The following is a 24,520-nucleotide window of genomic DNA, read 5'->3' as shown; positions in this document are numbered from 1 at the left end:
ATTTTCAAGTAGTTGAAATTATTTGTTAAAAACCTTTATTCTGCTACTAGCGTAACAACAGATCGCTGCACAACCTTACGTATATATACAGTAAATTTGCGTCCGAAATACATAAAAGATGACTTTAACGCCAAAGAGAGCCCAAGACTCGCTGATTCAGATGACTGAACTGGTTTTACCGAATGATACTAATACTTTCGGTAACCTGATGGGGGGCCGCCTGATGTACTGGATGGATATTGCCGCAGCCCTGGCTTGCATGAAACATTGCAGCGCGCCTGTAGTAACCGCTTCTGTAGATAATATTTCTTTCGAAAACCCGATCAAATTGGGTAACGTAGTACATATTGAATCCAAGGTTAGCCGCGCTTTCAATACTTCTATGGAAGTGCATATCCGTGTGTGGGGAGAAGATCCGGTGCAACAGTACCGCTATAAATCTAATGAAGCTTTCATGACATTTGTAGCCCTGGACCCTAACGGTAATTCCCGCCCGGTACCTCCGATTATTCCGGACACAGAAGAAGAAAAAAAATTATATGATGGCGCATTGCGTCGCCGGCAACTCCGCCTGGTATTGGGTGGCAAGATGAAGCCAGAAGACGCCACCGAATTAAAAGCGCTGTTTAGCTTATAAAACGTGATCCGGCTGTTTGGGCAAACGCCTAACAGCCGGATTAACCAAAGCTATAGCTCTCCTTTCCACTCTTGATAGAACCGGTCGAGAAATAACTCCATGAACGCATGCCTTTCCTGCGCCAACGCCTTGCCGGTGGCGGTGTTCATCCGGTCTTTCAGCAACAATAGTTTCTCATAAAAATGGTTGATAGTAGGTGCTGTGCTGTTTTTATACGCTTCCTTCGTCATGTGTAAATCGGGCGCAATGGCAGGGTCGTAAATAGCGCGGTGCTTAAAGCCTCCATAATTGAAAGTACGGGCGATGCCCACAGCGCCCATGGCATCCAGGCGGTCGGCATCTTGCACAATACCCAGCTCTATAGAGTAAAATGTTTTTTCCTGGTGGCCGCCTTTAAAAGAAATATGACGGATAATATCTACCACATGCGCTGTGATGGCGGGCGACACTTGTATACTTTCGAGGAAAGCGGCCGCTTTAGCGGGACCAATATTTTCGTCGCCCTGGTGGAATTTTGCATCTGCAATGTCATGTAACAGGGCGCCTAATTCTACTACCAGGAGATTGGCTGTTTCTCTGGCAGCGATCTGCCTAGCTTGTTGCCATACCCTGTAAATATGCCACCAGTCATGGCCTCCTTCTGCACCTTCCAGTTCTTTTTTTACATAGGCAACGGTGGTATCAATGATTTGTTCATGCGCTGTCATGCCCGCAAAATAAGCCGGCAGTAGCTTCTTTCAAAAAACAATCTGCCAACAGGTGTTAGTATTTCATACCACTCACAACCAGACACTCGAGTTATTGAAAAAATAAGCTACAACTGTTCACTTTCCGGCTTTACCAATACTTCTGTAATATTATTCAGCTGTTTTACTTTACTGGCAAAATCACCTTTCAGCCGGTCGCGGATGATGGATAATTTGATCAACACTTCGTCCAGTGTATCCGGAATAGCTTCCTGCAATACCTGTTTCAGGCGTTTGGCTACGGTAGGCGATTTACCATTGGTGGAAATTCCGATTTTGAGGTTTCCTTTCCGGACTACAGAACCCAGGTAAAAATCGCACAATTCCGGGGTATCTGCCACATTGATCAGCACTTTGCTACCTTTGGCATTCTCCCATATATGATAATTAAATTCCGTTATGTTGGTGGCCGCAATCACCAGGTCTTTACCCAGCAGATCACCACAGGAAAAGGATTTCCGGATCAGGCTAATATTAGGGTACTGACGGGTTAAGGCTACCATTCCAGGCAAAAAATCCAATGCTACCACAGTAATATTCGCCTGCGCACAATTTTCAAGCAATGCATGGGCTTTTTCCAATCCAACGTTCCCACCACCTACAATAAGTATCTGCAGGCGATTTAGTTTGATAAATACCGGATAGGTCTGATTTTCTTCCATTATACAGCAATTTTAAGTTCTTCAGACACCTTGCTCTGCAGGGCCTGAAAGGATTCGTGGAAGCGAACCACCTCTCCTATTATCAGGATAGCAGGATTGTGCAAGTCGTGTGTAGCCGCTGTTTCTACCAGGTTAGCCACTCTTCCCAGTCCCATTTTTTGGGTAGGCAGGGTACCATTTTGAATAATCGCAGCAGGGATATCGCCTTTACCGGCAGCACTATAAACAGCCGCTATTTCCGCCAGTTTGCTCATGCCCATCAGGATCACTACCGTTGTGTTGGCCTGAATGGCATGCTCCAGATCGCGGGACAAGTTCCGGTGTTGTGTATTGCCGGTAATCACCCAAAAACCTTCGCTGACATTGCGGGCAGTTACCGGGATCTTATTCACCGCAGGAACAGAAATAGCGCTGGATATGCCAGGCACTACCTCTGCAGCAATACCAAACTGCTGGGCAAAAGCCATTTCCTCCTGACCGCGTCCAAACACAAAGGAGTCGCCTCCTTTTAAACGTACTACATTACCATAAGTTAAGGCATATTTTACAATCATTCTATTTATTTCATCCTGCGAATAAACGTGCATGCCTGCACGTTTTCCCACAAAACGACGCAGGCAGTTGGCGGGGGCATAATCCAGCAGCTCGTTACTGGACAAAGCGTCATACAGGATTACCCGGGCCTGTTGAATAGCTTTTAATCCTTTTACGGTGATTAATTCCGGATCTCCGGGGCCGGCCCCTATCAAGGTAAGTTTAGGTTGTATCTGTTGCATGTAAGTTTGTGTTTAGGTAGATGAATAAATTATGCCTGTTCTGCCACTGTTGACTGTTGCTGGCGGTATGCCTGTGCATTTTTATAGAACGTCTGGGCTTCCTGGAAATATTCTTTCGCAAAACTTTCCGTAGGCTCGTTCGCGTTAATCTGCAGTACCTGTGTTTTAAAATCTGTTGGGAAGCTGAATTTACCCGTAGCCACGAAATGTTTATCAAAGTCGTTGATGATACCGATCTGGGTATTGCCGCTCACCGCTTCTCCCAGCAACAGGGCTTTAGCCCCTTGTACAAAAGAAGCGTAAGCATGATAAATACCATCTGCGTAGGCGCCGTGGATAATGGCCGCACTGCCCAGTTCCAGCTTTTCTTCCGCCTCCAGCAACAGGGTGGCCACCAGATCTATGATAACACCGGCACACTCTCCTATGCCAATAGCAGTAGCATAGTCCTCTGCCTGCCCCCAATCTATGAAATCGGCTGCTGTAAGATTGCCCAGGTCTGCCAGTGGCTTGAGCAGCTCATAGAAATATTTTTCACCCTGCCGATCGTAGTAATCGTTGAAACGTTCATTTTCCTGTCCGTTCACTTCATAATCATTCAGCAAGCTGCGGAGCACATCCGGGCCACGGCGGCTGGGCACCTTTATTACCTTATCGGCTATACGCCCTACGCCATCGCCTACAATACCGCCGCCAAGAAGTACCTGCAGTGCGGGCAACACCTTACCGCCACTTTTCAGGGAGGAACCATGGAAACCAATGGCTGCAATGCTATGCTGGCCGCAAGCGTTCATGCATCCGCTGATCTTGATCTTAATATCTTTATTATAAATGAGGTCTGGAAATTCATCGGTGATCACGGTTTCCAATATTTTGGCGATACCGGTGCTACTGGAGATACCAAGGTTACAGGTGTCTGTACCCGGGCAGGCAGTGATATCTGCAATGCTGTCGAACCCCGGTGCTGCTAAACCGGCATCTTCCAATACGCTGAACACATAAGGCAGGTTGCCTGGCTGTATATATTTCAGCAACAGCCCCTGGTTAGCGGTAATCCTTACATCATCGGCAATAACAGGGCGCAACGCTTCGATCAGTTTACGGCTTACAGCCGTACCAATGTTGCCAAGGGTAATCTTCACATAAGCCGCGAAGTAGCCTTTCTGCTTCTGCTCAAAGGTGTTGGTAGCTTTCCATGCCTCATATTTTTTTGGATCTTTAATATGATAAGCTGGCGTAGGCGCCGGAGCCGGCGGTTCAGTCGCTTGCCAGGCAGTAACATCTACCGGCACATTTTTTACTTTTACAGCTTTATATTCTTCTCTGATAAGCCGCTCAAATTCTTCTAGGCCGATCTTCTGGATAAGGAATTTCATACGCGCCTTGTTCCTGCTGGTTCTCTCCCCATAACGGTCGAACACGCGCAGCACATTTTCTATATAAGGAATGAGCAAATCTGTTTCCAGGAACTCATGTACCGTTTTAGCGAGAAAGGGTTGTGCACCCAGGCCGCCACCTACCAATACCTTGAAACCGCGAACTTCTTTACTGTCTATTATTTTTACTTTCGGGATCATGCCGAAATCGTGCATAAACGACCAGGCAGTATCCTTTTCAGAAGAAGAGAAAGCGATTTTTATTTTGCGGCCCATTTCCTGACTCACAGGATTGCGCAGGAAATAACGGAAAACAGCGTCTGCATAGGGAGTTACCTCAAATGGTTCTTCCGGATCAATGCCCGCCCGGTCGGAAGTCGTTACATTACGAACAGTGTTGCCACAGGCTTCGCGGATGGTGATCCCGTCTAACTCCAGTTTAGACCAGAGTTCCGGTGTTTTTTCCAGGCTAACATAATGTATCTGTACATCCTGACGGGTGGTCAGATGCAGGTTACCAGTAGCATATTCATCGGAAATATCAGTAATTCTTTTCCATTGCTGCAGGGTCATTTTACCGTAAGGTAATTTAATGCGCACCATCTGCACACCAGGTTGACGCTGGCCATACACCCCTCTGGCCAGGCGGAGACTGCGGAATTTTTCATCTGTAATGGCGCCTTCGCGGAACAGGCGTATTTTTTTCTCCAGATCAATAATGTCTTGTTCAACAACTGGATTTTCTAATTCTGTTCTGAAGCTTTGCATAAAAGTATTTTCAGGTGGTGGTAAAAACAATCTATTCTTTTGGTTGAGGGGGAACATTTTCTTAAAATCACAAAGCCCCCGATTAACTGCGGAGGCCTGGTATAATGATTGGTTTACAGTAAGTTGACCACTGGTACCTATATTACACGTACTCCGGTTGTTGTTGACCAACAACAACTATATCTGTTTATCTCCTCCTTATTACCCATATTTCCTATAGTTTTAGTAGAGTAATACAAAGATAGAAATGCAGGTCATTTTTCCAAAAATTTTTTAGGCCCGCCAGAAGGGGATAAAAAGAGGCGCCGCCGCTTTCCGCAGGGAGCAGCGAGGATGAAACATCATCCTGGCAAGGGTTAGATCGCTCGTATATTACTAAAATATGCAGCAGGCCGATAACCTGATTTTATCCGGCATAACTTTTTGTTATGGCAAAAGCGAAAATCCAAGCCAGGTCTGTTATTGAATCTCTATCTTATCTTTGCGGCGCATAACATAAAAGGACTCAATATGATAGACACGGTAATATTTGACATGGACGGCCTGTTGATAGATTCGGAACCTTTGTGGGGCATCGCCATGCGGGAGGTATTTGCAACAGTAGGCGTAACCCTGTCGCCGGAGCTAACACATTTAACTACCGGGCTGCGTACCAAAGAAGTGGTGAGCTATTGGCATAACTACTTTAAATGGGAAGGTAAAAGTGCGGAGCAAATGGTGAATGAAATTATAGACAGTGTTATAAAAAAGATCGTTGAAGAGGGTAAGCCCATGGAAGGGCTGGCATATATACTGCAGTATTTCCGGGAAAAACAGTTTAAAATGGGGCTGGCCTCTTCTTCTCCTTTACGCCTGATCAATGCGGTATTGGAGCACTTGCAGATCAAGGAGTACTTCCAGGAGGTATATTCCGCAGAATTTGAAGAGCATGGTAAACCTCACCCGGCCGTGTACCTGGCTTGCGCTAAGGCATTGAACAGCGATCCGCTCGATTGCATTGCCTTTGAAGATTCTGTTACGGGTATGATTGCTGCTAAGGCAGCGCGTATGACTACAATAGTGGTACCCGAAGCGCATAACCGCCATGATCTGAGGTATGCATTGGCTAATGTGCAATTGAACAGCCTGCTGAACTTCAATGATCAAATACTGGAAGGATTAATGAAATAAGAAAGCGCGCGTTTGTTTCCGCGCATATAGTCGCTGTTATTCCGGGACAGGGTAAAGAATAAATATACCATATAGGTTGCTACAAAAGTAAAAGGCTGTCTCAATACTATGAGACAGCCTCTTCATTATTTAACGAAACGGATCTTATTGTGCGCTTTTTTCTTCGCCACCTTCAGATTGTTTCAGTTTTTCTCTCAGTTCAGCTAAAGCGCCCAGATCACCTAAAGTAGCTTTTTCTACTTTACCCTGGATGTTTTTCACTGCTTTACGGGTTTTATCAGCCTCTTCTTTCTTCTCTCTAACCACTGCTTGTTTTTCTTCAGCCTGGGCTTTTTCCCATACTCTGGTGTGAGAAACCAAGATACGTTTTTCGCTGCGATCGAATTCGATGATCATGAATTCTTTCACATCTTCTACGTTGATTGGTTTATCGTCTTCTGTTCTGAGGTGACGTGCAGGAGCGTAAGCTTCCAGACCGTACTGCAGTTGAACAGTAGCACCTTTATCATCTTTCTTCACAACAGTACCTTCGTGTACAGAGTTGATCGGGAAGATAGTTTCGAAGGTGTTCCAAGGATCTTCTTCGATCTGTTTGTGACCGAGGCTCAGCTTGCGGTTTTCCTTGTCGATACCCAGGATCACTACATCTATTTCGTTACCTACTTTAGTGTATTCAGATGGGTGGTTGAAACGTTTGATCCAGCTCAGGTCGGAGATGTGGATCATGCCGCCGATACCGGTTTCCAGTTCAACGAATACGCCATAAGGAGTGATGTTTTTCACGATGCCTTTGTGACGGCTGTCAACAGGGAATTTAGTTTCGATAGTAGACCATGGATCTTCTGTCAGTTGTTTGATAGACAGGCTCATTTTGCGTTCTTCCTTGCTCAAGGTAACTACCACTGCTTCGTATTCTTCGCCTAATTTGAAGAATTCTTTAGCGTTGATAGGGGTAGAAGCCCAAGAGATTTCAGAAACGTGTACCAGTCCTTCAACACCTGGCATGATTTCCAGGAATGCACCGTAGTCTTCGATGTTTACTACTTTACCTTTTACTTTAGCACCTTCGGTGATAGTAGCTGGTAAAGTATCCCATGGATGCGGAGTCAGTTGTTTGTAGCCCAGGCTTATGCGACGTTTTTCGTCGTCGAAGTCCAGTACCACCACGTTGATTTTCTGATCCATCTGGAGCACTTCGCTCGGATGGGAGATACGGCCCCAGCTGATATCGGTGATATACAGCAAGCCGTCCAGACCACCCAGGTCGATGAACGCACCGAAGTCGGTGATATTTTTGATGGTACCTTCCAGCACCTGGCCTTTCTCCAGTTTGCTGATGATATCCACTCTCTGTTGTTCGATATCGCTTTCGATGAGCGCTTTGTGGGAAACAACGGCGTTGCGGATGGTTTCGTTTACTTTCACCACCTTGAACTCCATAGTTTTGCCTACAAACTGATCGTAATCTGTAACTGGTTTCACATCGATCTGAGAACCTGGTAGGAATGTTTCCATACCGTATACATCTACGATCAAGCCGCCTTTGGTTTTGCTGGTAACGGTACCAGTAACCACTTCGCCTGTTTTGTAAACTTCCACGATTTTTTCCCAAGCACGTTTCTGGCGAGCCTGTTTACGGCTCAGGTGCAGGTTACCGTCGCGGTCTTCTTTTTCTACTACCAGCACTTCCACTTCATCACCGATCTTCAGACCTGGTAAATCACGGAATTCGTTCAGGGAAATCAAACCATCAGATTTGAATCCGATGTTGATCACTACGTCTGTGTTGGTTAAACCTACTACAGTACCAGTCAGCAGACTGTTTTCTTCAAACACTTTGAAAGTGCTGTCGTAAGTTTGGTCGTACTTTTCTTTTTCTTCTTTGCTGTAAGAAGATACGTTACGCTTGTCTACGCTCCAGTCGAAATCGTCGTGTGCGGTTTCTACTATTGCTACAGGAGCCTTTGGTGTCGCTGTTTCAACCGCAACATCTTGCGGAGCCTGTTGTTCAGCGTTTTGTTCGTTAGAAATGTTGTTTTCGCTCATAAAAAAATGAAATTTAAATCCGGAATACCCGGACTCCCTGTTTTATGGGACGGCAAAAATACGAATAAATCCCTGTTTTTCCGCAATTTCATCGCAGAAAAAGCCTTCCTACTGCAGAATAAACCGCTATTTTCAAATATTTTTTAAATGTATTATTTAAATTTTTACTACATTAAAAATTTAACCTGCGTAAAAGGCATTTTTTTTGCCGGAAACAACAACCAGAACGCAGATTAATTGTTGATAAACGGGAAACGGACAGGTGATATTACTTTGCGGTGGCGGGCATTATTTTTCCAGTATTCAAATGTTAATTACGATAATTTTATCCCGGATTTTAGTTTAATTTGTATATATGAACGGGACTTCATTTCAATCGGATATTCGTTATTGGCTCAGGAAAGGTAACACAGTAAACCATTTACTTTTCTGGAATATTGTTGTTTTCCTGGGAATAAATTCACTGCGTCTCATTGGATTTCTGACCAAAAATTTTATTCCCTTCGAGTGGACAAGCGACCAACTGGCCATGAATGTGCCATTTAGCGTTTTTATACGGCAGCCCTGGGGACTGATTACTTACATGTTTACACATGTGGCAATATTTCATGTGTTATTTAACATGATCAACCTGTATTGGTTTGGCAATCTTTTCCGTGATTTCCTGGGCAATAAGCGCGTGCTACCTCTCTATTTATTGGGTGGTATGGCTGGCGGTCTCTTATATCTGCTCAGCTCCGCCCTGTTTCCCGGATATGTAGGCTACTCTATGATAGGCGCTTCCGCTGCTGTTATGTGCTTGCTGTTTGCTGCTACCACCCTGATGCCCAACTATGAAATAGGGCTGATGTTTATAGGAGGCGTAAAGTTGAAATGGCTGGCCCTGGCCTTACTGGTGCTCGGGTTAATTTCCATCCCGGATGGCAATATTGGCGGATTGATATCGCATCTGGGTGGCGCATTGCTGGGATTCCTCTATATAAGAGCCCTGCAGGCAGGCACCGACCTTTGCCAACCGCTCATTTGGGTATTTAGCGCTGGCAACAGAAAAACACAACAGAAAAGCAGCAACGGTAACTTCAAACCTAAAAAATCCCCTCTGAAAGTAGTGAAGAAAGCCGATGAAGTAAACTCTTCCCGACTAGACCAATTATTGGATAAAATCAATGAAAAGGGATACCACAGCCTGAGCGCCGAGGAAAAAGCCTGGCTGGACAAAGTGAGTAAAGAAAACTAATGAGAAATTGCCTGCACCCAGAAGCGGGGCCAGGAAAATATTAACTTTGCCATTCAATTCCGTCAAATCGCACATGAAAACATTTAACGTCCCGGTGATATATCGCAGTCCGCTGATCAGCGCTATTAAGAACAGGCGCAAGCTGGAGGACCGCATGAAAAAAGATTTCACGCCCACAGCACTGAACTTTGGCCCTATCAAAATTTTGCTGGCCCGCCATTTCGGATTTTGCTACGGAGTAGAAAATGCCATCGAAATTGCGTTCAAAACGGTAGATGAAAATCCCGGCAAACGCATCTTCCTGCTAAGTGAAATGATCCATAATCCCCACGTAAACAACGACCTGCTGGATCGTGGCGTACAATTTATTATGGATACCGCCGGCAACCAACTAATACCCTGGGATACTTTACAAACAGACGATATCGTAATCATCCCTGCTTTTGGCACCACACTGGAAACAGCGCAACAATTATCCTCCCTGGGCATAGAGCCACTGCAATATAATACTACCTGCCCCTTTGTAGAACGGGTATGGAACAAAGCAGAGCAGATCGGGAAGAAAAATTACACCGTAGTAGTACACGGCAAGCCTAAACATGAGGAAACACGGGCCACCTTCTCCCATAGCCAAGCTGGCACGCCAACGGTAGTCGTAAAAGATATCCAGGAAGCCGCCCTCCTGGCCGAATTCATCAATGGAAAAAGAAACCCGGATGAATTTTACCAGGTATTCAAAGGCCAATATTCTGAAGGCTTTAATGCCGCCACCGACCTGCAACGGGTAGGTGTGGTCAACCAAACTACGATGCTCGCCACTGAAACACAGGCGATTGCTGATTATATCCGGCAGGTAATGATAGATACTTTTGCACTTACCCCGGCCACCGTAGGCGAAAGGTTTGCCGATACCCGTGACACCCTCTGCTATGCCACTAACGATAACCAAACTGCCGTTACCGGCATGTTACAGGAACCTGCTGATCTGGCTATTGTGGTAGGCGGTTATAATAGCTCCAATACCTCTCACCTGGTAGAGCTGTGCGAAGAAAAATTACCTACTTATTTTATCTCTTCCCCGGAACATATGCTGTCAGCTAAGGCTATCCAGCACTGGGATTTCCATCATAAAAAGCAAATCAGCAGCAACCAGTTTTTACCGGAAAAAGAACAAGTAACGATCCTGCTCACCAGCGGAGCTTCCTGCCCCGATGCCCTGGTAGAAGGCGTTATCCGGCGGCTACTGTCTTTTTACCAGCTAGAACACAAAGCAGATGAAATGGCTACAATTGAATAAAATTATCTATATATAATTAATTAACAAAAAAGACACCAGGAGGTGTCTTTTTTCTTTGGGGCTAATCACGCGCTAGTATTGCAGCGTATAAAAATCTTTATGTGTACAGAATATATATCGAATTTAGGATTCAAAAATAGTTGATCCCTTATACGCCTGCAATAACTATTTAGTATATGGTAGCTAATGCGCTATAACTGGCATAAAAATGAAAAAAAGTGGAAATACTTATTTAAAAACGTTGAGAATCACTATCAAAACTGCATTGCTTTTTTCAGGAAATCAGCTTTTCGCCGCCTGGATACCTCTACTTGCGTGCCATCACTCATCAATGCAAAACCACCTTCCCCCTGTATATATGATTGCATTTGCTGCATATTGATCAAATGAGAATTATGTACCCGGAAAAAATCAACCTCTGCTAACAACTCTTCAAATTCTTTCAGGGGGCGCGATACCATCAGGTTTTTCTTATCTGTAAAATAAATACGGGTATAATTCCCGGTAGATTCACAACGCACAATATGTTGCACCGGCATAAACACCAATCCGTTGATCGTAGGCAGAGCTATTTTCTTATGCGTTTGCTGCAGCGTTTTCATGTTCTGTAAAAACACGTCCATCGGCGATGCCATTCCCTGCTCCTTCGACCTGCTCATTTTTTTCTCCCGGCATTTTTCCAAGGCATCCTGTAATTCCTTGATACTAAATGGTTTCAGAAGATAGTCCAATGCATTGAACTTAATCGCTTTGAGGGCATATTGTTCGTAAGCAGTAGTGAATATCACGTCAAACAGTACTTTATCGAACTGTTTCAGGAGCTCAAACCCGTTTTGATAAGGCATTTCCACGTCTAGGAATACCAGATCCGGCTGCAGTTCATCCACCAAAATTTTGGCCTCCTTTACACTTTTAGCGCTACCAATAACATGCACCCCGGGGCATTTTTTCAGTAACATTGTTTGCAGGGCATCAATGCAATGTTGCTCATCATCAACGATGATAGCTTTGATTTCGCTCATAGCGGTTAACGGTTAGCTTTATTGATTTAATAATAGTTTGAAACAGATTTCCTCTCCAACAGCTTTTACTTTTACGTTGAAACCCAAAAGTTGATCATCTATCGCCTGCTGTTAAAATATAAACTCTGCCGGCAAAGTTATCGCCACCATGGTACCGGCTGCCTGCCCCGTTGCACTTTCCAGGTCTGTTATCATTACCCTGGCCTCTTTATGATTGATTTTACGGATCAGGTCTATTCTTCCCGCTGTTACTCTCATGCCCACCGAGTTATGCATCCGTCCTTTGCGGTCTTTGATTTCCATAGCTTTTTTACGCCCGATGCCATTATCAGTAATAGTGCATACCAGGCTGCGTTTTTTTAATACAATGCCTATTTCCAGCAAGCCTTTTTCAGTAGGCAGCTTATGCACCAATCCATGCCAGATGGCGTTTTCTACATACGGCTGTAATATCATGGGCGGAATCAATACTTCTTCCTCATTGATCCCGGGATCTATAGAAAAACTATATTCAAAAATACCGTTACAACGCAAAGATTCCAGATCAAGGTATAGTTTCAGAGATTCCAGCTCTTTATTCAAAGTAACGAAAGTATGCTGGGTGTTATCCAGAATAAGTCGCATTAACCGGGAAAACTTGGTCAGATAATCAGAAGCCTCTTCCTGGTTATTGCTCCAAATGTAACGATGAATAGAACTCAAGGAATTAAAAATAAAATGCGGATTCATCTGGGAACGCAGGGAACGCAACTCCAGTTGCAGCGTTTGTTTATTAGCCTGCAGGTTACGGTGACGGATATAGAAAAAACCGCCTACAATTGCCATTAACAGGAACGCAGCGAGAAAAAAAGTAATCACCACATTCCGCTTGGTACGCAACTCCGTTACCATTTTATCGTGCTCCAACATACGGATGTGGTTATCTTTCCGGTCTACTTCGTAAATGGCTTGCATCTGCGCCAAAGCCATGGCAGACTTCTCATCGAGGATACTGTCTTTATACAAGAGGGCCTTGTCGGTAGCTTCGAGCGATTTTAAAAAATCGCGACTGTCTTTGTAGTTGGCCGCCAAGGCTTTATAGGCATCCACCAACATCGACTTAAAGCCCCAAAATGCGCTTACCTCTATCGACTGTTGTATATATTTCCGGGCTTCTTCATGTTTGCCCTGTGCGCCCAACAGCTCACCGATATTCAGGTAACTTTCTGCTACATGTACCTTATCTTCTACTTTTCCGTTCACTTCCAGGGCTTTCTGCAGGAAGTCCATTGCCGCCAGGTATTCTTTTTTTTCCTTATAGGCCGCTCCCAAAGCATTATAACAGATGGCCATTCCCGTGGCATTATCCAATTTCTGGTTTACAGCCAGGGAATGTTTATAATATTGTATGGCCAGGTCCAGTTTATTTTCTCCCTGGTAAGCACATCCCAAATTACCCAGATTGATGGCGACGCCCAGGTCGTTATGGCTTTTTTCTTCCAGTTCCAGCGCGTATAAGAAATGGGCGATCGCATCGCCATACTTTTCTGTGGAGAGTTGAATGTTACCGATGCTATTGGTAGCCACACAGATATTCCGGGTATCATTGATCTGTTCGGCCAGCCGCAGCGCCTTTACATGATAATCAAATGCTTTCTGGAGCTTGTCTTGCCGCCGGCAATCTACCCCGGCATTATTCAGGGAAAAAACGATCAATAAAGTATCTTTTGCCTCTTCAGCAGCTTTGAGGGCTTTTTCGTGATAATCTTCCGCAACAATATAAAGAGACTTGTTTCTTTTATTAGTGCCTATCTCATTATAGGCGCGGGAAATACCTTTGGCATAATGGAGCTGTTGAGATAATACCAATGCGTCTTGCAAAAATGGGTTATCTATTTTGCGGGACGCAAAGAAACGGGCATTGGCCTTGCCATTTTTCAGGAGCAAGGATACTCTCGCGGTATCTGCGGGCCGTTTACGGGCCAGTTCCAACTGATGATAAATCGCTGTTGAATCCTGGGCGATAGCTCCCAACAAGGCTCCCAGCAGGAGCAAGCAAAAAAAACATACACCTTTAATAGACATTGGCGGGCCTGTGTGACTTCACAATTTAAAAAAGAATTATGAATAACAAATTTAAACAGACTACCTGGGAAAAAGGCTATCTGCACATTATTTGACAATCAATGATAAAAAGCGAAAGGGCGAAAGAATTCGCCCCTTCTTCCTATTAACCGAATACACCTACTGAAAATATGGAACGGCTATGGCATGCCATGCCATTCCACATTATTTTTAATTCCTGTTCTAACAGGTTGATTTATATATTATAATAATTATAGTCGGTTAATAGCAAAGGCTCCTTATGGATATAGCTAGGATAAGACCTTTCCGGGAAGCACGATATGTAACGCGCGTACGCACCAATCAGTTGTCTTATTCAAATCATACTACACAATACTGTCCATACAAAAAACGACCTAAGCAGTATTTTCAGGAAGGATAAAGTTGGATATGCTAAACAGTGTCAACAGTACAATTGACTACCTTATTGGCATAGTAATAAGTTGTTACTGGAAATTCTGGAGGATGTGGAAAAATTATTGGGTTGTTGACATTGAGTCACAACACAAATGTATAAAAGAGTTTTAATAAAAGAAAAAAATATTTTATGAAGTATGCGCCATGATAGCGTCTTCTACCCATTGCATCACCAATTGCAGTTGGTTTTCGAGGTTTAAATTACTGTTATCCAGTATGATAGCATCTTCTGCTTTGCGGAGTGGGCTCACTTCGCGATTGGCGTCAATATAGTCCCTGAGTTCCAGGTTTTCCTTTACTTCGTCCAGGCTAACATTTTTGTTTTTCTCAAACAGTTCTTTAAAACGGCGTTCCACACGGATGGCTATATCGGCGGTCATAAAGATTTTGAGCTCAGCGTGTGGAAATACTACGGTGCCTATGTCACGGCCATCCATCACCATTCCTTTACGGACGCCCATTTTCTTTTGCTGAGCTACAGCGAAATCGCGCACTTCCTTAACAGCCGCTACCTCGCTTACTTTTTCCGCTACGATCATTTCCCGGATCAGGTGCTCTACGTTCTCATTGTTCAGGTACATTTCCCCTAAACCGGTCAGCGAATTCAATGCAAATTCCAGGTGTATGTTTTTTAAGGCTTCCACCACTGCGGCGGTAGACAACCAGTCGACACGGTTTTGAATAAAATATAAAGTAATTGCACGATACATGGCGCCACTATCAATATAGGTATAGTTCAGCTTCCGGGCTAATTGCTTTGCCAGGGTGCTTTTGCCACATGAAGAGTAGCCATCTATCGTGATGATTATCTTTTTCAAAACTATCTGTCTTTTAAATGAATCGTCTATAGGGAAGAACGTTACAAAATTGAGGCAATTCTTTGAGAAAAGCAAAACAATATCGGCAAGGGGCCTTGATCTTACATTATTATGAAAATCAAAACCCCTTGCGGCTATTGTGCCACCACCACCTTGCAGGTGTAAGCCACTTTCATTGTGTTTTTATAGTAAATCACCAGGAAATAAGCCCCGGAAGGCAGGTCGGTTATATTGATTTGTGTATCTGCTTTTCCATTGTATTGGCGCATTACCTGGCTCCAGGTATCCCTTATCTGGATCAGTGTTTCCTCACGGATACCGCGGACGGTGACTTTAAAGTTACCATTATTCGGGTTCGGATACACGCTGATCTGTACAAAAGGCGGTACAGCGCGTATTGCTGAATACACGACCTCTCCGTTTTTACTAATGGCCTTCACACGGTAATAGGTCCAATCGTCGTAATCATTGAGATCCTGGTAGGTATAGCTGAGTGGTACGTTACTGTTGCCATTAATCGCTTTGGTGGGTACAGTAGCAATCCTTGTAAAGGTTTCTTCCCTTTCATAGCGGCGTTCGAGCTCAAATCTGCTATTCACAATTTCTTTGGAGGTAGTCCAGTCTAATTGTACCATTACCGGAGCGATCCGGTAAGCTTCAAAGCTCAGGAACATAGCAGGTTTCGCCTTTCCGATAAGGGCTGTTTTAGCAAAAAATTCGTTGGCACCCAGATCATCGAACGAACGGAGGTGCATGGTAGCCGGAGCCGACAACGGGCTGGTGGTTAAGGTACCTGCCAGGGGTTGGTTAGTAATAAAAGGCACCCGGTCCCATACGCCACTCACAAAATGGGTAATAAAGCTGCTATCACGGGAAGGGGCGTAAGCAGGCAATTCGTTGATATCGGTATGTTGCAAGATCAGGTCCACCTTCCCTCCGGTATTATCTATCCTGCGAATATTCCAGGTTTTATTCACAAAGCTATCGGCGTATGCAGCGCCGCCAGCAGCTACAGTATATACGCTATCGTACACCCTGGCGCCTATCACATCGGTAGCACCGGTAATGAGCAGGGCCGCAGGAGCGTAACTGTTATCATCTGTTCCCACGGGGTATACCACTTTTCCAGCGGCATTGTTAATACCAGCGCGGAACAGGCTTCCTCCCGCTATATTATTGCCGGTTACTACATAACGCTGATCGTTGTAGCCGGTAATATTACCTGGCGACCGCTCTCCTACCTGCAGGTTCCACCCGTTGAGGTAAATGTGGCCATTAGTGAACTGCAGGTTATTTCTCACTTTAAGGTCGCTCAGGTCTTCCAGCAGGAGGCCTCCGTTATTGCTCAGTTGCAGATTGGGGAAACTTGCCCCAGATTTAGCGGTAAGGCTATAGCCTCCAAAAACGCGCTGCTGGCTGGTACCGGAAAACAAGAAATTGCCACCGGTGCCGGAGACACCATCCACACTTTCATCCGGAAGCGTAGATCCATTTCCGTTAGTCCACAGTTTACTGAGAAAGTAAAAGGTGCTGTTAGGATTAGAGCCGAGGCTACCATTGTTGGTTATATCTGAGAAGATACCAACATTGGCATTGGCAGCCAGCCATACGGTATCACCAGCAGGAATGTACACCCCTTGCTGAGCAGAGGCCACTTCCCAGGATAAGAACCAGAATAATATTACCAGTGAGTACTTCACGTTTTTTATAGTAGCTTATTTGTTGATAACAACCACGTTAAAATTTATCGTTCTTGCTGCCGATGTGACAATTGTTCCTGAAGTTAACCCCACCCTGATTGTTCCCGTAGCAGAAACATAAGCATAAGCAATACCCACACTAGCCAGCTCACTTGAGATACTGATAAACGAGTTAGTAGGCGAAAGCATTACCACACTATTGGTAGAGGCATTAGGAAAACTAAAAGTGTACTCTGATGTTGCTGTTTGGTAATAAGTTCCCCTGGGTATTGTAATAGACCCTGTGCCAGTAAGCATGCCAGTAATAGGCGTACCGTTTGTACCCAGTTTGGTAGTCCCGTTTACATCCAGGGTAGCCGCAGGATTATTGATTTTCAGTCCCAACCTTTTACCCCCATTATCCCAAAAAAGATTAGTTGGATCCTGGGTGGTTTCGGAAGAAGCATCTGAAGTTTTCTGGGCAAAAATCACGCCCCCATCAGTGAACGTATTATTGCCGTTAGTGGTTACTACCTTATACCATCCGTTTCCGGTATTATTTTGCAGCGGAGTATTGAAGCCCGCCCACTCTTTCAGCGCCAGTGTGTTTTTATCGAAGTACAACTGGGTGGTAAATCCCGGCATTTGGAAAGATAACACACTCCAGGCATTGGCAGTAGTGCCTAAGGGTCCGTTCATAACAACCCCGTTAACAGGAGAAGCCCAAATCTTCATGCGGTATTTAGGGTCTGGTGCATTGGCATACCTGATATCGTTGTTGGTTAAATCTCCATAAGAAGCACCACCAGTAATATCATCTGCCGGTACATAGGTACTGGAGGTGTTATTCCATTTCAGTACTTGCCCGTCTGTTGGCGCAGTAGCAGATATGTCTTTACCCTGTATCTGACCTGCATTCCAAACCGCGCTGGTATTGTTAGCGCCTAATACGCCGGCAGTAATCGCAAGGGTATTGGCATTGATGCCTAAGTTATTGATATCACCATTGTTATCGCGGCCTAATATAGCAGTAGGCGTGCCTGCGCTGCCTGTTAACCGCATATCGCCGGCTACATGGAGCGACCTGGCAGGCATGTTAGTAAGACCAATACCTACTTTACCGCTCTGTAACCGCATGATCTCTGTAGTAGCACCCAAATAATTATATGACTTGAAGATAATTGGTTCATCACCATCATCACCTACGATAAAATCAAATGCCCCATTATTATTGGTGCCAGTAGCCCCGAACTCAAACAAGTCGGTACCGGCCATACTGCCCTTCATCCTAAAATTACCATTAGGATCAACAAAGAACATAGGCTGATAGAAAGATGCACCGGGCGCTTCAAATTGCAGTGCAGAACCAAGCAGCGTTACTTTTTGTGTACCGTCTGTATAGTCTGGTTTACTATCTATCAGGTTCAGTTTACTACGGCTGCCGAATTGCAGGTATGGTACGTTATTAGACTTGATCACCATTGGCACATCATCTTTATTACCCAGAAAAGAGCCTGCAGGAGCGCCAACATTGCCGGAGATAAGCCAGTTATCCAACGACACATTCTGCGTTACAATCACATCGCCTGCATTATTAATAGACAATACGGCGTTAGTAGGTGCCTCTGGCGTTACTCCCGCCAATCCTTTCAGTGTAAAAGTGCCACCTATAGTACCATTTCCGGCGATATTAAAATTAGCGCCGGCCTGGGCAGTAGTAGTATTTTGTATATAGGAAGATAGATTATTCGGAATATCTGCTGCCACCAGGCTGCGGAAGACAGGTGTGCCAGGAGTAGTGCCGGCAGCTGGCCCGGCTAAAATAGTGTTAGGGTTTACATCGTTCAGGGTAGCGGTTAAAGTACCCGCAGTAGTTACCGGAGAACCAGTAACAGTAAATAAGGAGGGCATCGACAAACCAACAGCGGTAACGCCTGCAGGTGCAGTTGCTTTGGGCACCCAATTGGTGCCATTAAAAGTCAGTACATCATTATTAGCAGGAGGAATAGCAAAAGAAACATCTCCCATCTGACCAAGGTTATAATCGCCTGCTTGCGGAATAACATCTCCGGTGCGTGTTTTAAAGCTAGTAACGCCGGTATTTTTGATTGTATTCGTAAGGGGATCTATATTGATACCTGTACCGGCTACCATAGAATAGTCGGCCACTTTTTGCCAGGTATTATTTTTTTTCAGGTACAGGCTAGATTCATCGGTTATAAATACGAACATGCCGTTTTGCGCGTTATACAACGCGCCTCCCGATAAGATCTGGGATTTAGCTATACGAGGGAGCAGAAGACCTTGTTTATCGCTATTTAATTCCAGGAGCGCATTTTTGTCTATTACAGTAGGAGCGGCTCCCAGCTTCAGTTGCTGAGCGAACAGCTGTTCAGAAAATATACTACACAATACGATCAATAACGCTGCTTTCCAGGTTTGCAACTTCATACACTTTACTACTTTAAGAAAAATCACCAAGGGGCAAAACAAATGCAGTAAACGGTGATCATCACATCACCGTTTACTGCATTTAATATAAATTATTTTTTAATTACATACCAGGCCGAGCCATCAGACTGGATAGTATAGAAAGTCCAATCGTTATAGATAGTGAGAGTACTGCCACCTTCTATTGTATCAGTACCGTTAGCAGCGATTACTACTTCATTGGAGATAATAGAATCGTCTGTACCATTAGGTATTTTCTTAATGGTATAAACACGGCCAGTGCAGGTGTTAGCTGCCGGCAGATTAAGTCTGGAAGCTGCGCTGGATTTTACGAGCAGGGTATTATCAGTAGCGGCAACGTTGTAAGTAGCCTGATTCTCTACTTTTACGATAGACATAGACACAGAACCTGTTACCTGCAGGGTAGAATTAGCTGCGTTAGTAGTGTCTCCGATGCTTACATTTTTCTGAATGGATACTTCATTGCCGAATTTTTTAGCGCCGGCGAAGCTTTGGTTAGTATTGCTTACCAAACCACCAGTAGTAGTAGGTGCAGCAATCGGAATGCTGATCGTTACTTTACTGTTAGCATCTTCTGCAACAGCGAGGTCGGTGCCTGCATGGTCTGATGCAAAAGTAAGGTCTGTGAATGCAGTAGAAGACAGGGTTCTCTTTACTACATTACCGGTAGCATCACGGAGTAGCACTGTATTTTCGGTAGTGCCATCTGCGATATTAGTAAGGGTAAGACCTTGATCTAATACAGTGTGTCCGATTACATGCAGATCCTGCGCCAGGGTAGCGTTACCGCTAACATCCAGGGTAGAAGACAGGACAGTAGCGCCACTCACTGTTGTAGTACCAGCCACACTGAGGTTACCATTTGTACCGGTTACCGTCAAACTGCCATCCACAACAGAAGTACCGGTAACATCAAAGCCTCCGCTTGTCACCGTTAAGCCAGTACCAAAAGTACCTTTTTTAGCGATGGTCAGGTCCTCATTACCAGCAATAGTTTTAATGAAAGTTTTAGCGCCTTCAAAAGTTTGTGCACTGGTAGAAACAGCACCGGGATTAGTAGCGTCTGCTGCGTGCAATACCAACTTAGGGGCATTACCCGGAGTAGCTACGATACTTAAACCATCAGGATTGGAAGTTACGCCATCAAAAGCGCCTATAGCCAATTGTGTAGCTAATTTAAAGCTATTGTAATCGTCTTTGGTGAGCAAACCCACACCAGCAGTACCATCCTGTGTAGCGATGGTTAATACATGTGTGTCGGTACCAGAGGTAGTAAATTTATAATCATCCGGAGTAGCAGAAGTAGCTGCCGCCGTTGTGAGTTTTTGATCGGTATCAGTTAAGCCATTCAGTTTGTTGATAGCATTAGCGAATGCAGATTCAGCGATAGTGCGGGAGCTTACTTTACCAGTAGTAGGGTCTACAATCAGTACGTCCAGGCCGGTAGTAATTTGGTCGAGCTTTTTCAGGAAAGTATATCCGTTGTCTACCACGATGCCTTCTATATTATTGGCCCGGATAGAGAAAGGAATAGGATTGGTAGTTCCAATAAATTCACCTGCCTGGGCAGCATTTCCGTTTCTTCCCCAACCATCGTCGGCACTGTTCATTAATACCCAGTTACCGCCTTTACGGATATATAAACCTGCTACGCCATCAGCTGCGCTCAGTTTATATACGATCATTCCATCGGGGATTGTTACGCCCAGATTATTGATCTGAGTAAAATCATCGAGACGGGGCAAGAGCAAACCTTGTTTTTTGCTTTCCAGCTCCAGTACGGCAGATTTATTAATAGTTGTAGGATTAGTACCCACTTTCAGCTGGGCCACTGCAGGAAGTGCCGCAAAACCGGCGCCACCTATTACCATAACGCGAACAAGAGTGCGTAAAGATGTTCTCATAGAAATAAGGATAAATAGTTAGTATTTTCTGAATGTGCCCAATTTGTAATCAGGTTCTGGAAAATGAAAAGGATAATTAAATGAGATTTTTGGGAATATGTTAAGGCAAGCTTTATATATAATATACATAAAGATATTGAAAATATATTTATTATAATATAAAACAATCTATTACACTATTCATACAAAACACATATTGCAAATATTACATATTAAAAAATTAAAAAAATAACATGATTGTACCATTTTTTTAATCAATTAATATATAAATGCATTTGTATATCCTCAGATTATCAGAAGATTTTAGCAGAATAAGGTAGAGATCGTATTGTTAAAGCGTACACAACAGGTACTCTATATAACAACTAACATGTTCATGTTATAAGAAAGGGATATATGAGAAATAACAAAACAAACTATCGGCTGCTGGGGTACTACTGAATAAAAGAGGGGGTGTATCATCAATAATAAAGCCCAGAAGAAGGTCCAAACAATACTCCTGGCTTCCTGGATGCTGAGGGGATAAATAAGCCGCTCAAAACTCCCAGCCTCTGGAGGAGATACTTAATAAATAAAAGCTATGAGGAACACTCAAACTCCTGGCCTGGGGATAAATAAGCACGAGGAACGCTCAAAACTCCCAGCCTCTGTGGGATACTGAATAAAAAGCGGGTGTACCGGACTTGGGTACACCCGCTTTAGGAATATTACTTTAGCGTGTGTTATTACGCTTCGGATTTTTCTGAGAGACTCTTGGAAGAGTTGTTCTGTAGAGTAAAGATCAGCTTTTGATTTTCCTTATCCAGATCGGCCACGAGTATGTCTCCATCATGAATGTTCATGTTGAGGATTTCCTCTGCCAGTGGGTCTTCCAGATATTTCTGAATGGCCCTGTGCAGTGGTCTGGCGCCGAACTGCTGGTCGTAGCCTTTATCTGCCAGGAAGCCTTTGGCATCATCTGTCAGTTCCAGGCTGAATCCCAGGTTATTCAGGCGTTTCAACACGCTCTTCATGGTGATGTCGATGATGGTATAGATGTGTTCTTTAGCCAAAGAGTTAAAGATAATCACATCATCGATCCTGTTCAGGAATTCGGGAGAGAAAGTACGTTTCAGTGCTTTTTCGATCACTGATTTGGTATTTTCCTCTTCGTTGCTAACTCTTGCAGTAGTAGAGAATCCTACGCCTGCACCGAAATCTTTCAGCTGACGGGCTCCGATATTGGAGGTCATGATGATGAGGGTATTTTTAAAGTCTACCTTACGGCCGAGGCCATCGGTGAGGATACCATCATCCAATACCTGTAACAGGAGGTTATAAATATCCGGGTGAGCTTTCTCTATTTCATCCAGCAGGATAACAGAGTAAGGTTTACGGCGTACTTTTTCAGTCAGCTGACCACCTTCTTCATAACCAACGTATCCCGGAGGCGCACCAATAAGGCGGCTGGCGGAGAATTTCTCCATGTACTCGCTCATATCGATACGGATAAGCGCTTCATCGGAGTCGAACATGTAGCGGGCCAATGCTTTAGCGAGCTCTGTTTTACCAACCCCGGTAGGTCCCAGGAATATGAAGGTACCGATTGGTTTTTTAGGATCTTTTAGCCCTACCCGGTTACGCTGGATGGCTTTGGTGACTTTGCTGATGGCATCGTCTTGTCCCACCACGGCGCCCTTGAGGTCTTCACCCATACGGCGAAGCTTTTCAGTTTCTGCCTGTACCATCCTTTTTACAGGGATACCGGTCATCATGCTGACTACTTCGGCGATGGCTTCTTCATCGATCGGGTAGCGTTTATGCTTCACTTCTTCTTCCCACATTGCTTTAGCACGTTCCAGGTCTTCGCCCAGTTTCTTTTCAGTATCGCGTAAAGCAGCGGCTTCCTCGAAGCGTTGGCTTTTTACTACTTTATTTTTTTCTTGCTTGATATCTTCTATCTGTTTTTCCAGATCGAGGATATTTTGTGGCACATTAATGTTTTTGAGGTGTACCCTTGCGCCTACTTCGTCGAGTACGTCTATCGCCTTGTCTGGCAGCAGACGGTCGGTCATGTAGCGGTCGCTCAGTTTCACACAAGCATCAATAGCAGCCTCAGTATAGCTTACGTTATGGTATTCTTCATAACGGGGCTTGATATTATTGAGGATTTGGATGGTTTCGTCGACAGTAGGTGGTTCTACCATTACTTTCTGGAAACGACGGTCCAATGCGCCATCTTTTTCGATGTACATGCGGTATTCATCAAGGGTGGAAGCTCCAATGCATTGGAGCTCGCCCCTGGCGAGAGCGGGTTTAAAGATATTGGAGGCGTCCAGGGAACCGGAAGCGCCACCAGCGCCCACGATAGTATGAATTTCATCGATAAACAGGATCACGTCCCTGTTCTTTTCGAGTTCATTCATGATGGCCTTCATCCTTTCCTCGAACTGACCGCGGTATTTAGTACCGGCTACGAGAGCGGCCAGGTCCAGGCTAACCACGCGCTTATCGAACAGCACGCGGGAAACCTTACGCTGCACGATGCGCAGCGCCAGTCCTTCCACAATAGCGGTTTTACCTACGCCAGGTTCACCAATAAGGATCGGATTGTTCTTTTTGCGGCGGGAAAGTATCTGGGAAACCCTTTCAATTTCCTGCTCGCGGCCAACAATCGGGTCTAAGCTGCCACTTTCGGCCAGCTTGGTGATGTCTCTACCAAAGTTATCCAGTACGGGTGTTTTGGATTTGGTATTAGTCTGTTTGGCTTTGGATGCGTAACTCTTTCTTTCATCTTCAAACTCTTCTTCACCCGGATCGTCGAATTCAGATTTAGGGTCCGCAGATTTTACAAAGCCCAGTTCGTTTTTAAAAGTATCGTAGTCCACGTCAAATTGTTGTAAGATTTGTGTACAAACGTTTTCCTTATTCTTGAGTATAGAAAGCATCAGGTGTTCTGTTTCCACCGTAGCACTTTTGAGTGCCTTGGCTTCCAGTACGGTAACACGGATGACTTTCTCTGCCTGTCTGGTAAGTGGAAGGCTATTAATATTAGCGATATTCTTTCCCGTCTTATCTTTTACAGCCAGTTCTACTTCCTTTCGTAATTCATACAGATCTACGTTCAAAGCCTGCAGAATCTTTACGGCCGTGCCCTCGCCTTCTCGAATAATACCTAGAAGCAGGTGTTCAGTACCTATGAAGTCATTTCCCAGGCGTAAAGCTTCCTCTCTGCTGAACGAAATGATCTCCTTAACTTGCGGTGAAAAATTCTGGTCCATTGTGAGATTATTAAATGATCAAAAACCCTTACGGGGGCTTGCTTATACAATAATAACGAATAATTCTGACTTAAGATTATAACGCTTTCTTATGAAATGAAGTTATTCCTTTTTTGATTCAAACTCCTTA

16 protein-coding genes are annotated in these 24,520 nt (G+C 44.5%); 4 read left to right on the top strand and 12 right to left on the bottom strand.

Annotated features, from left to right (window positions below):
- Positions 1-118 precede the first annotated feature (118 nt).
- Positions 119-637: an acyl-CoA thioesterase gene (locus ACDQ55_RS12815; protein WP_420981794.1), complete on the top strand. Its 519-nt coding sequence runs from the start codon at positions 119-121 to the stop codon at positions 635-637.
- Positions 638-687: 50 nt separating this feature from the next.
- Here ACDQ55_RS12815 and ACDQ55_RS12810 read toward each other — a convergent pair whose 3' ends face one another.
- The 4 genes from ACDQ55_RS12810 to ACDQ55_RS12795 all read right to left on the bottom strand — a co-directional run bounded on the left by ACDQ55_RS12810 (position 688) and on the right by ACDQ55_RS12795 (position 4,965).
- Positions 688-1,344 (bottom strand): HD domain-containing protein, encoded by a 657-nt coding sequence (locus ACDQ55_RS12810; protein WP_420981793.1) that lies wholly within the window; start codon positions 1,342-1,344, stop codon positions 688-690.
- 107 nt (positions 1,345-1,451) lie between these two features.
- The gene (locus tag ACDQ55_RS12805) at positions 1,452-2,045 is read right to left on the bottom strand and encodes a precorrin-2 dehydrogenase/sirohydrochlorin ferrochelatase family protein (RefSeq protein ID WP_420981792.1); all 594 of its coding nucleotides are present in this window, start codon (positions 2,043-2,045) and stop codon (positions 1,452-1,454) included.
- A complete protein-coding gene (cobA, locus tag ACDQ55_RS12800; protein ID WP_420981791.1) occupies positions 2,045-2,821 on the bottom strand; it encodes a uroporphyrinogen-III C-methyltransferase in 777 nt (258 codons plus the stop codon). Before cobA ends, ACDQ55_RS12805 begins: the two co-directional genes overlap by 1 nt.
- A gap of 29 nt (positions 2,822-2,850) precedes the next feature.
- A complete protein-coding gene (locus tag ACDQ55_RS12795; protein ID WP_420981790.1) occupies positions 2,851-4,965 on the bottom strand; it encodes a nitrite reductase in 2,115 nt (704 codons plus the stop codon).
- A 510-nt stretch (positions 4,966-5,475) separates the two neighbouring features.
- Here ACDQ55_RS12795 and hxpB point away from each other — a divergent pair.
- Positions 5,476-6,135 carry a hexitol phosphatase HxpB gene (gene hxpB, locus ACDQ55_RS12790; RefSeq protein WP_420981789.1) on the top strand — a complete coding sequence of 220 codons (660 nt, stop codon included), beginning with the start codon at positions 5,476-5,478 and terminating at the stop codon, positions 6,133-6,135.
- Between the two features lie 144 nt (positions 6,136-6,279).
- Here the strand turns inward: hxpB and rpsA are convergent, their stop codons facing one another.
- A complete protein-coding gene (gene rpsA / locus ACDQ55_RS12785; RefSeq protein ID WP_420981788.1) occupies positions 6,280-8,181 on the bottom strand; it encodes a 30S ribosomal protein S1 in 1,902 nt (633 codons plus the stop codon).
- Between the two features lie 355 nt (positions 8,182-8,536).
- Here rpsA and ACDQ55_RS12780 point away from each other — a divergent pair, with 355 nt between their 5' ends.
- A complete protein-coding gene (locus ACDQ55_RS12780; RefSeq protein ID WP_420981787.1) occupies positions 8,537-9,418 on the top strand; it encodes a rhomboid family intramembrane serine protease in 882 nt (293 codons plus the stop codon).
- A 73-nt stretch (positions 9,419-9,491) separates the two neighbouring features.
- Positions 9,492-10,715 carry a 4-hydroxy-3-methylbut-2-enyl diphosphate reductase gene (locus ACDQ55_RS12775; protein ID WP_420981786.1) on the top strand — a complete coding sequence of 408 codons (1,224 nt, stop codon included), beginning with the start codon at positions 9,492-9,494 and terminating at the stop codon, positions 10,713-10,715.
- 254 nt (positions 10,716-10,969) lie between these two features.
- Here the strand turns inward: ACDQ55_RS12775 and ACDQ55_RS12770 are convergent, their stop codons facing one another.
- The 7 genes from ACDQ55_RS12770 to ACDQ55_RS12740 all read right to left on the bottom strand — a co-directional run bounded on the left by ACDQ55_RS12770 (position 10,970) and on the right by ACDQ55_RS12740 (position 24,390).
- The gene (locus ACDQ55_RS12770; protein ID WP_420981785.1) at positions 10,970-11,737 is read right to left on the bottom strand and encodes a LytR/AlgR family response regulator transcription factor; all 768 of its coding nucleotides are present in this window, start codon (positions 11,735-11,737) and stop codon (positions 10,970-10,972) included.
- A gap of 111 nt (positions 11,738-11,848) precedes the next feature.
- On the bottom strand, positions 11,849-13,801 hold the full coding sequence (locus tag ACDQ55_RS12765; protein ID WP_420981784.1) for a tetratricopeptide repeat protein: 1,953 nt from the start codon (positions 13,799-13,801) through the stop codon (positions 11,849-11,851).
- A 584-nt stretch (positions 13,802-14,385) separates the two neighbouring features.
- Entirely contained in the window at positions 14,386-15,075 is a 690-nt protein-coding gene (gene cmk / locus ACDQ55_RS12760) for a (d)CMP kinase (protein ID WP_420981783.1), read from the bottom strand.
- A gap of 134 nt (positions 15,076-15,209) precedes the next feature.
- Positions 15,210-16,775, bottom strand: coding sequence for a T9SS type A sorting domain-containing protein (locus ACDQ55_RS12755; protein WP_420981782.1), 1,566 nt, complete (start codon positions 16,773-16,775; stop codon positions 15,210-15,212).
- A gap of 15 nt (positions 16,776-16,790) precedes the next feature.
- The gene (locus ACDQ55_RS12750; RefSeq protein WP_420981781.1) at positions 16,791-19,205 is read right to left on the bottom strand and encodes a hypothetical protein; all 2,415 of its coding nucleotides are present in this window, start codon (positions 19,203-19,205) and stop codon (positions 16,791-16,793) included.
- Between the two features lie 92 nt (positions 19,206-19,297).
- Positions 19,298-21,130, bottom strand: coding sequence for a hypothetical protein (locus tag ACDQ55_RS12745; protein ID WP_420981780.1), 1,833 nt, complete (start codon positions 21,128-21,130; stop codon positions 19,298-19,300).
- A 725-nt stretch (positions 21,131-21,855) separates the two neighbouring features.
- Positions 21,856-24,390, bottom strand: a complete 2,535-nt coding sequence (locus ACDQ55_RS12740; protein WP_420981779.1) for an ATP-dependent Clp protease ATP-binding subunit — start codon at positions 24,388-24,390, stop codon at positions 21,856-21,858.
- Positions 24,391-24,520: the final 130 nt, after the last annotated feature.

This window comes from Chitinophaga sp. 30R24 (assembly GCF_049056765.1).
GTDB lineage: Bacteria > Bacteroidota > Bacteroidia > Chitinophagales > Chitinophagaceae > Chitinophaga.
This window is presented reverse-complemented; position numbering and strand designations above follow the sequence as displayed.

Excerpts from the sequence above, each read along its gene's own strand:
- ACDQ55_RS12815 (WP_420981794.1), top strand. The coding sequence starts at position 119 with ATGACTTTAACGCCAAAGAGAGCCCAAGACTCGCTGATTCAGATGACT.
- ACDQ55_RS12810 (WP_420981793.1), bottom strand. The coding sequence starts at position 1,344 with ATGACAGCGCATGAACAAATCATTGATACCACCGTTGCCTATGTAAAA.
- ACDQ55_RS12805 (WP_420981792.1), bottom strand. The coding sequence starts at position 2,045 with ATGGAAGAAAATCAGACCTATCCGGTATTTATCAAACTAAATCGCCTG.
- cobA (WP_420981791.1), bottom strand. The coding sequence starts at position 2,821 with ATGCAACAGATACAACCTAAACTTACCTTGATAGGGGCCGGCCCCGGA.
- ACDQ55_RS12795 (WP_420981790.1), bottom strand. The coding sequence starts at position 4,965 with ATGCAAAGCTTCAGAACAGAATTAGAAAATCCAGTTGTTGAACAAGAC.
- hxpB (WP_420981789.1), top strand. The coding sequence starts at position 5,476 with ATGATAGACACGGTAATATTTGACATGGACGGCCTGTTGATAGATTCG.
- rpsA (WP_420981788.1), bottom strand. The coding sequence starts at position 8,181 with ATGAGCGAAAACAACATTTCTAACGAACAAAACGCTGAACAACAGGCT.
- ACDQ55_RS12780 (WP_420981787.1), top strand. The coding sequence starts at position 8,537 with ATGAACGGGACTTCATTTCAATCGGATATTCGTTATTGGCTCAGGAAA.
- ACDQ55_RS12775 (WP_420981786.1), top strand. The coding sequence starts at position 9,492 with ATGAAAACATTTAACGTCCCGGTGATATATCGCAGTCCGCTGATCAGC.
- ACDQ55_RS12770 (WP_420981785.1), bottom strand. The coding sequence starts at position 11,737 with ATGAGCGAAATCAAAGCTATCATCGTTGATGATGAGCAACATTGCATT.
- ACDQ55_RS12765 (WP_420981784.1), bottom strand. The coding sequence starts at position 13,801 with ATGTCTATTAAAGGTGTATGTTTTTTTTGCTTGCTCCTGCTGGGAGCC.
- ACDQ55_RS12750 (WP_420981781.1), bottom strand. The coding sequence starts at position 19,205 with ATGAAGTTGCAAACCTGGAAAGCAGCGTTATTGATCGTATTGTGTAGT.
- ACDQ55_RS12745 (WP_420981780.1), bottom strand. The coding sequence starts at position 21,130 with ATGAGAACATCTTTACGCACTCTTGTTCGCGTTATGGTAATAGGTGGC.
- ACDQ55_RS12740 (WP_420981779.1), bottom strand. The coding sequence starts at position 24,390 with ATGGACCAGAATTTTTCACCGCAAGTTAAGGAGATCATTTCGTTCAGC.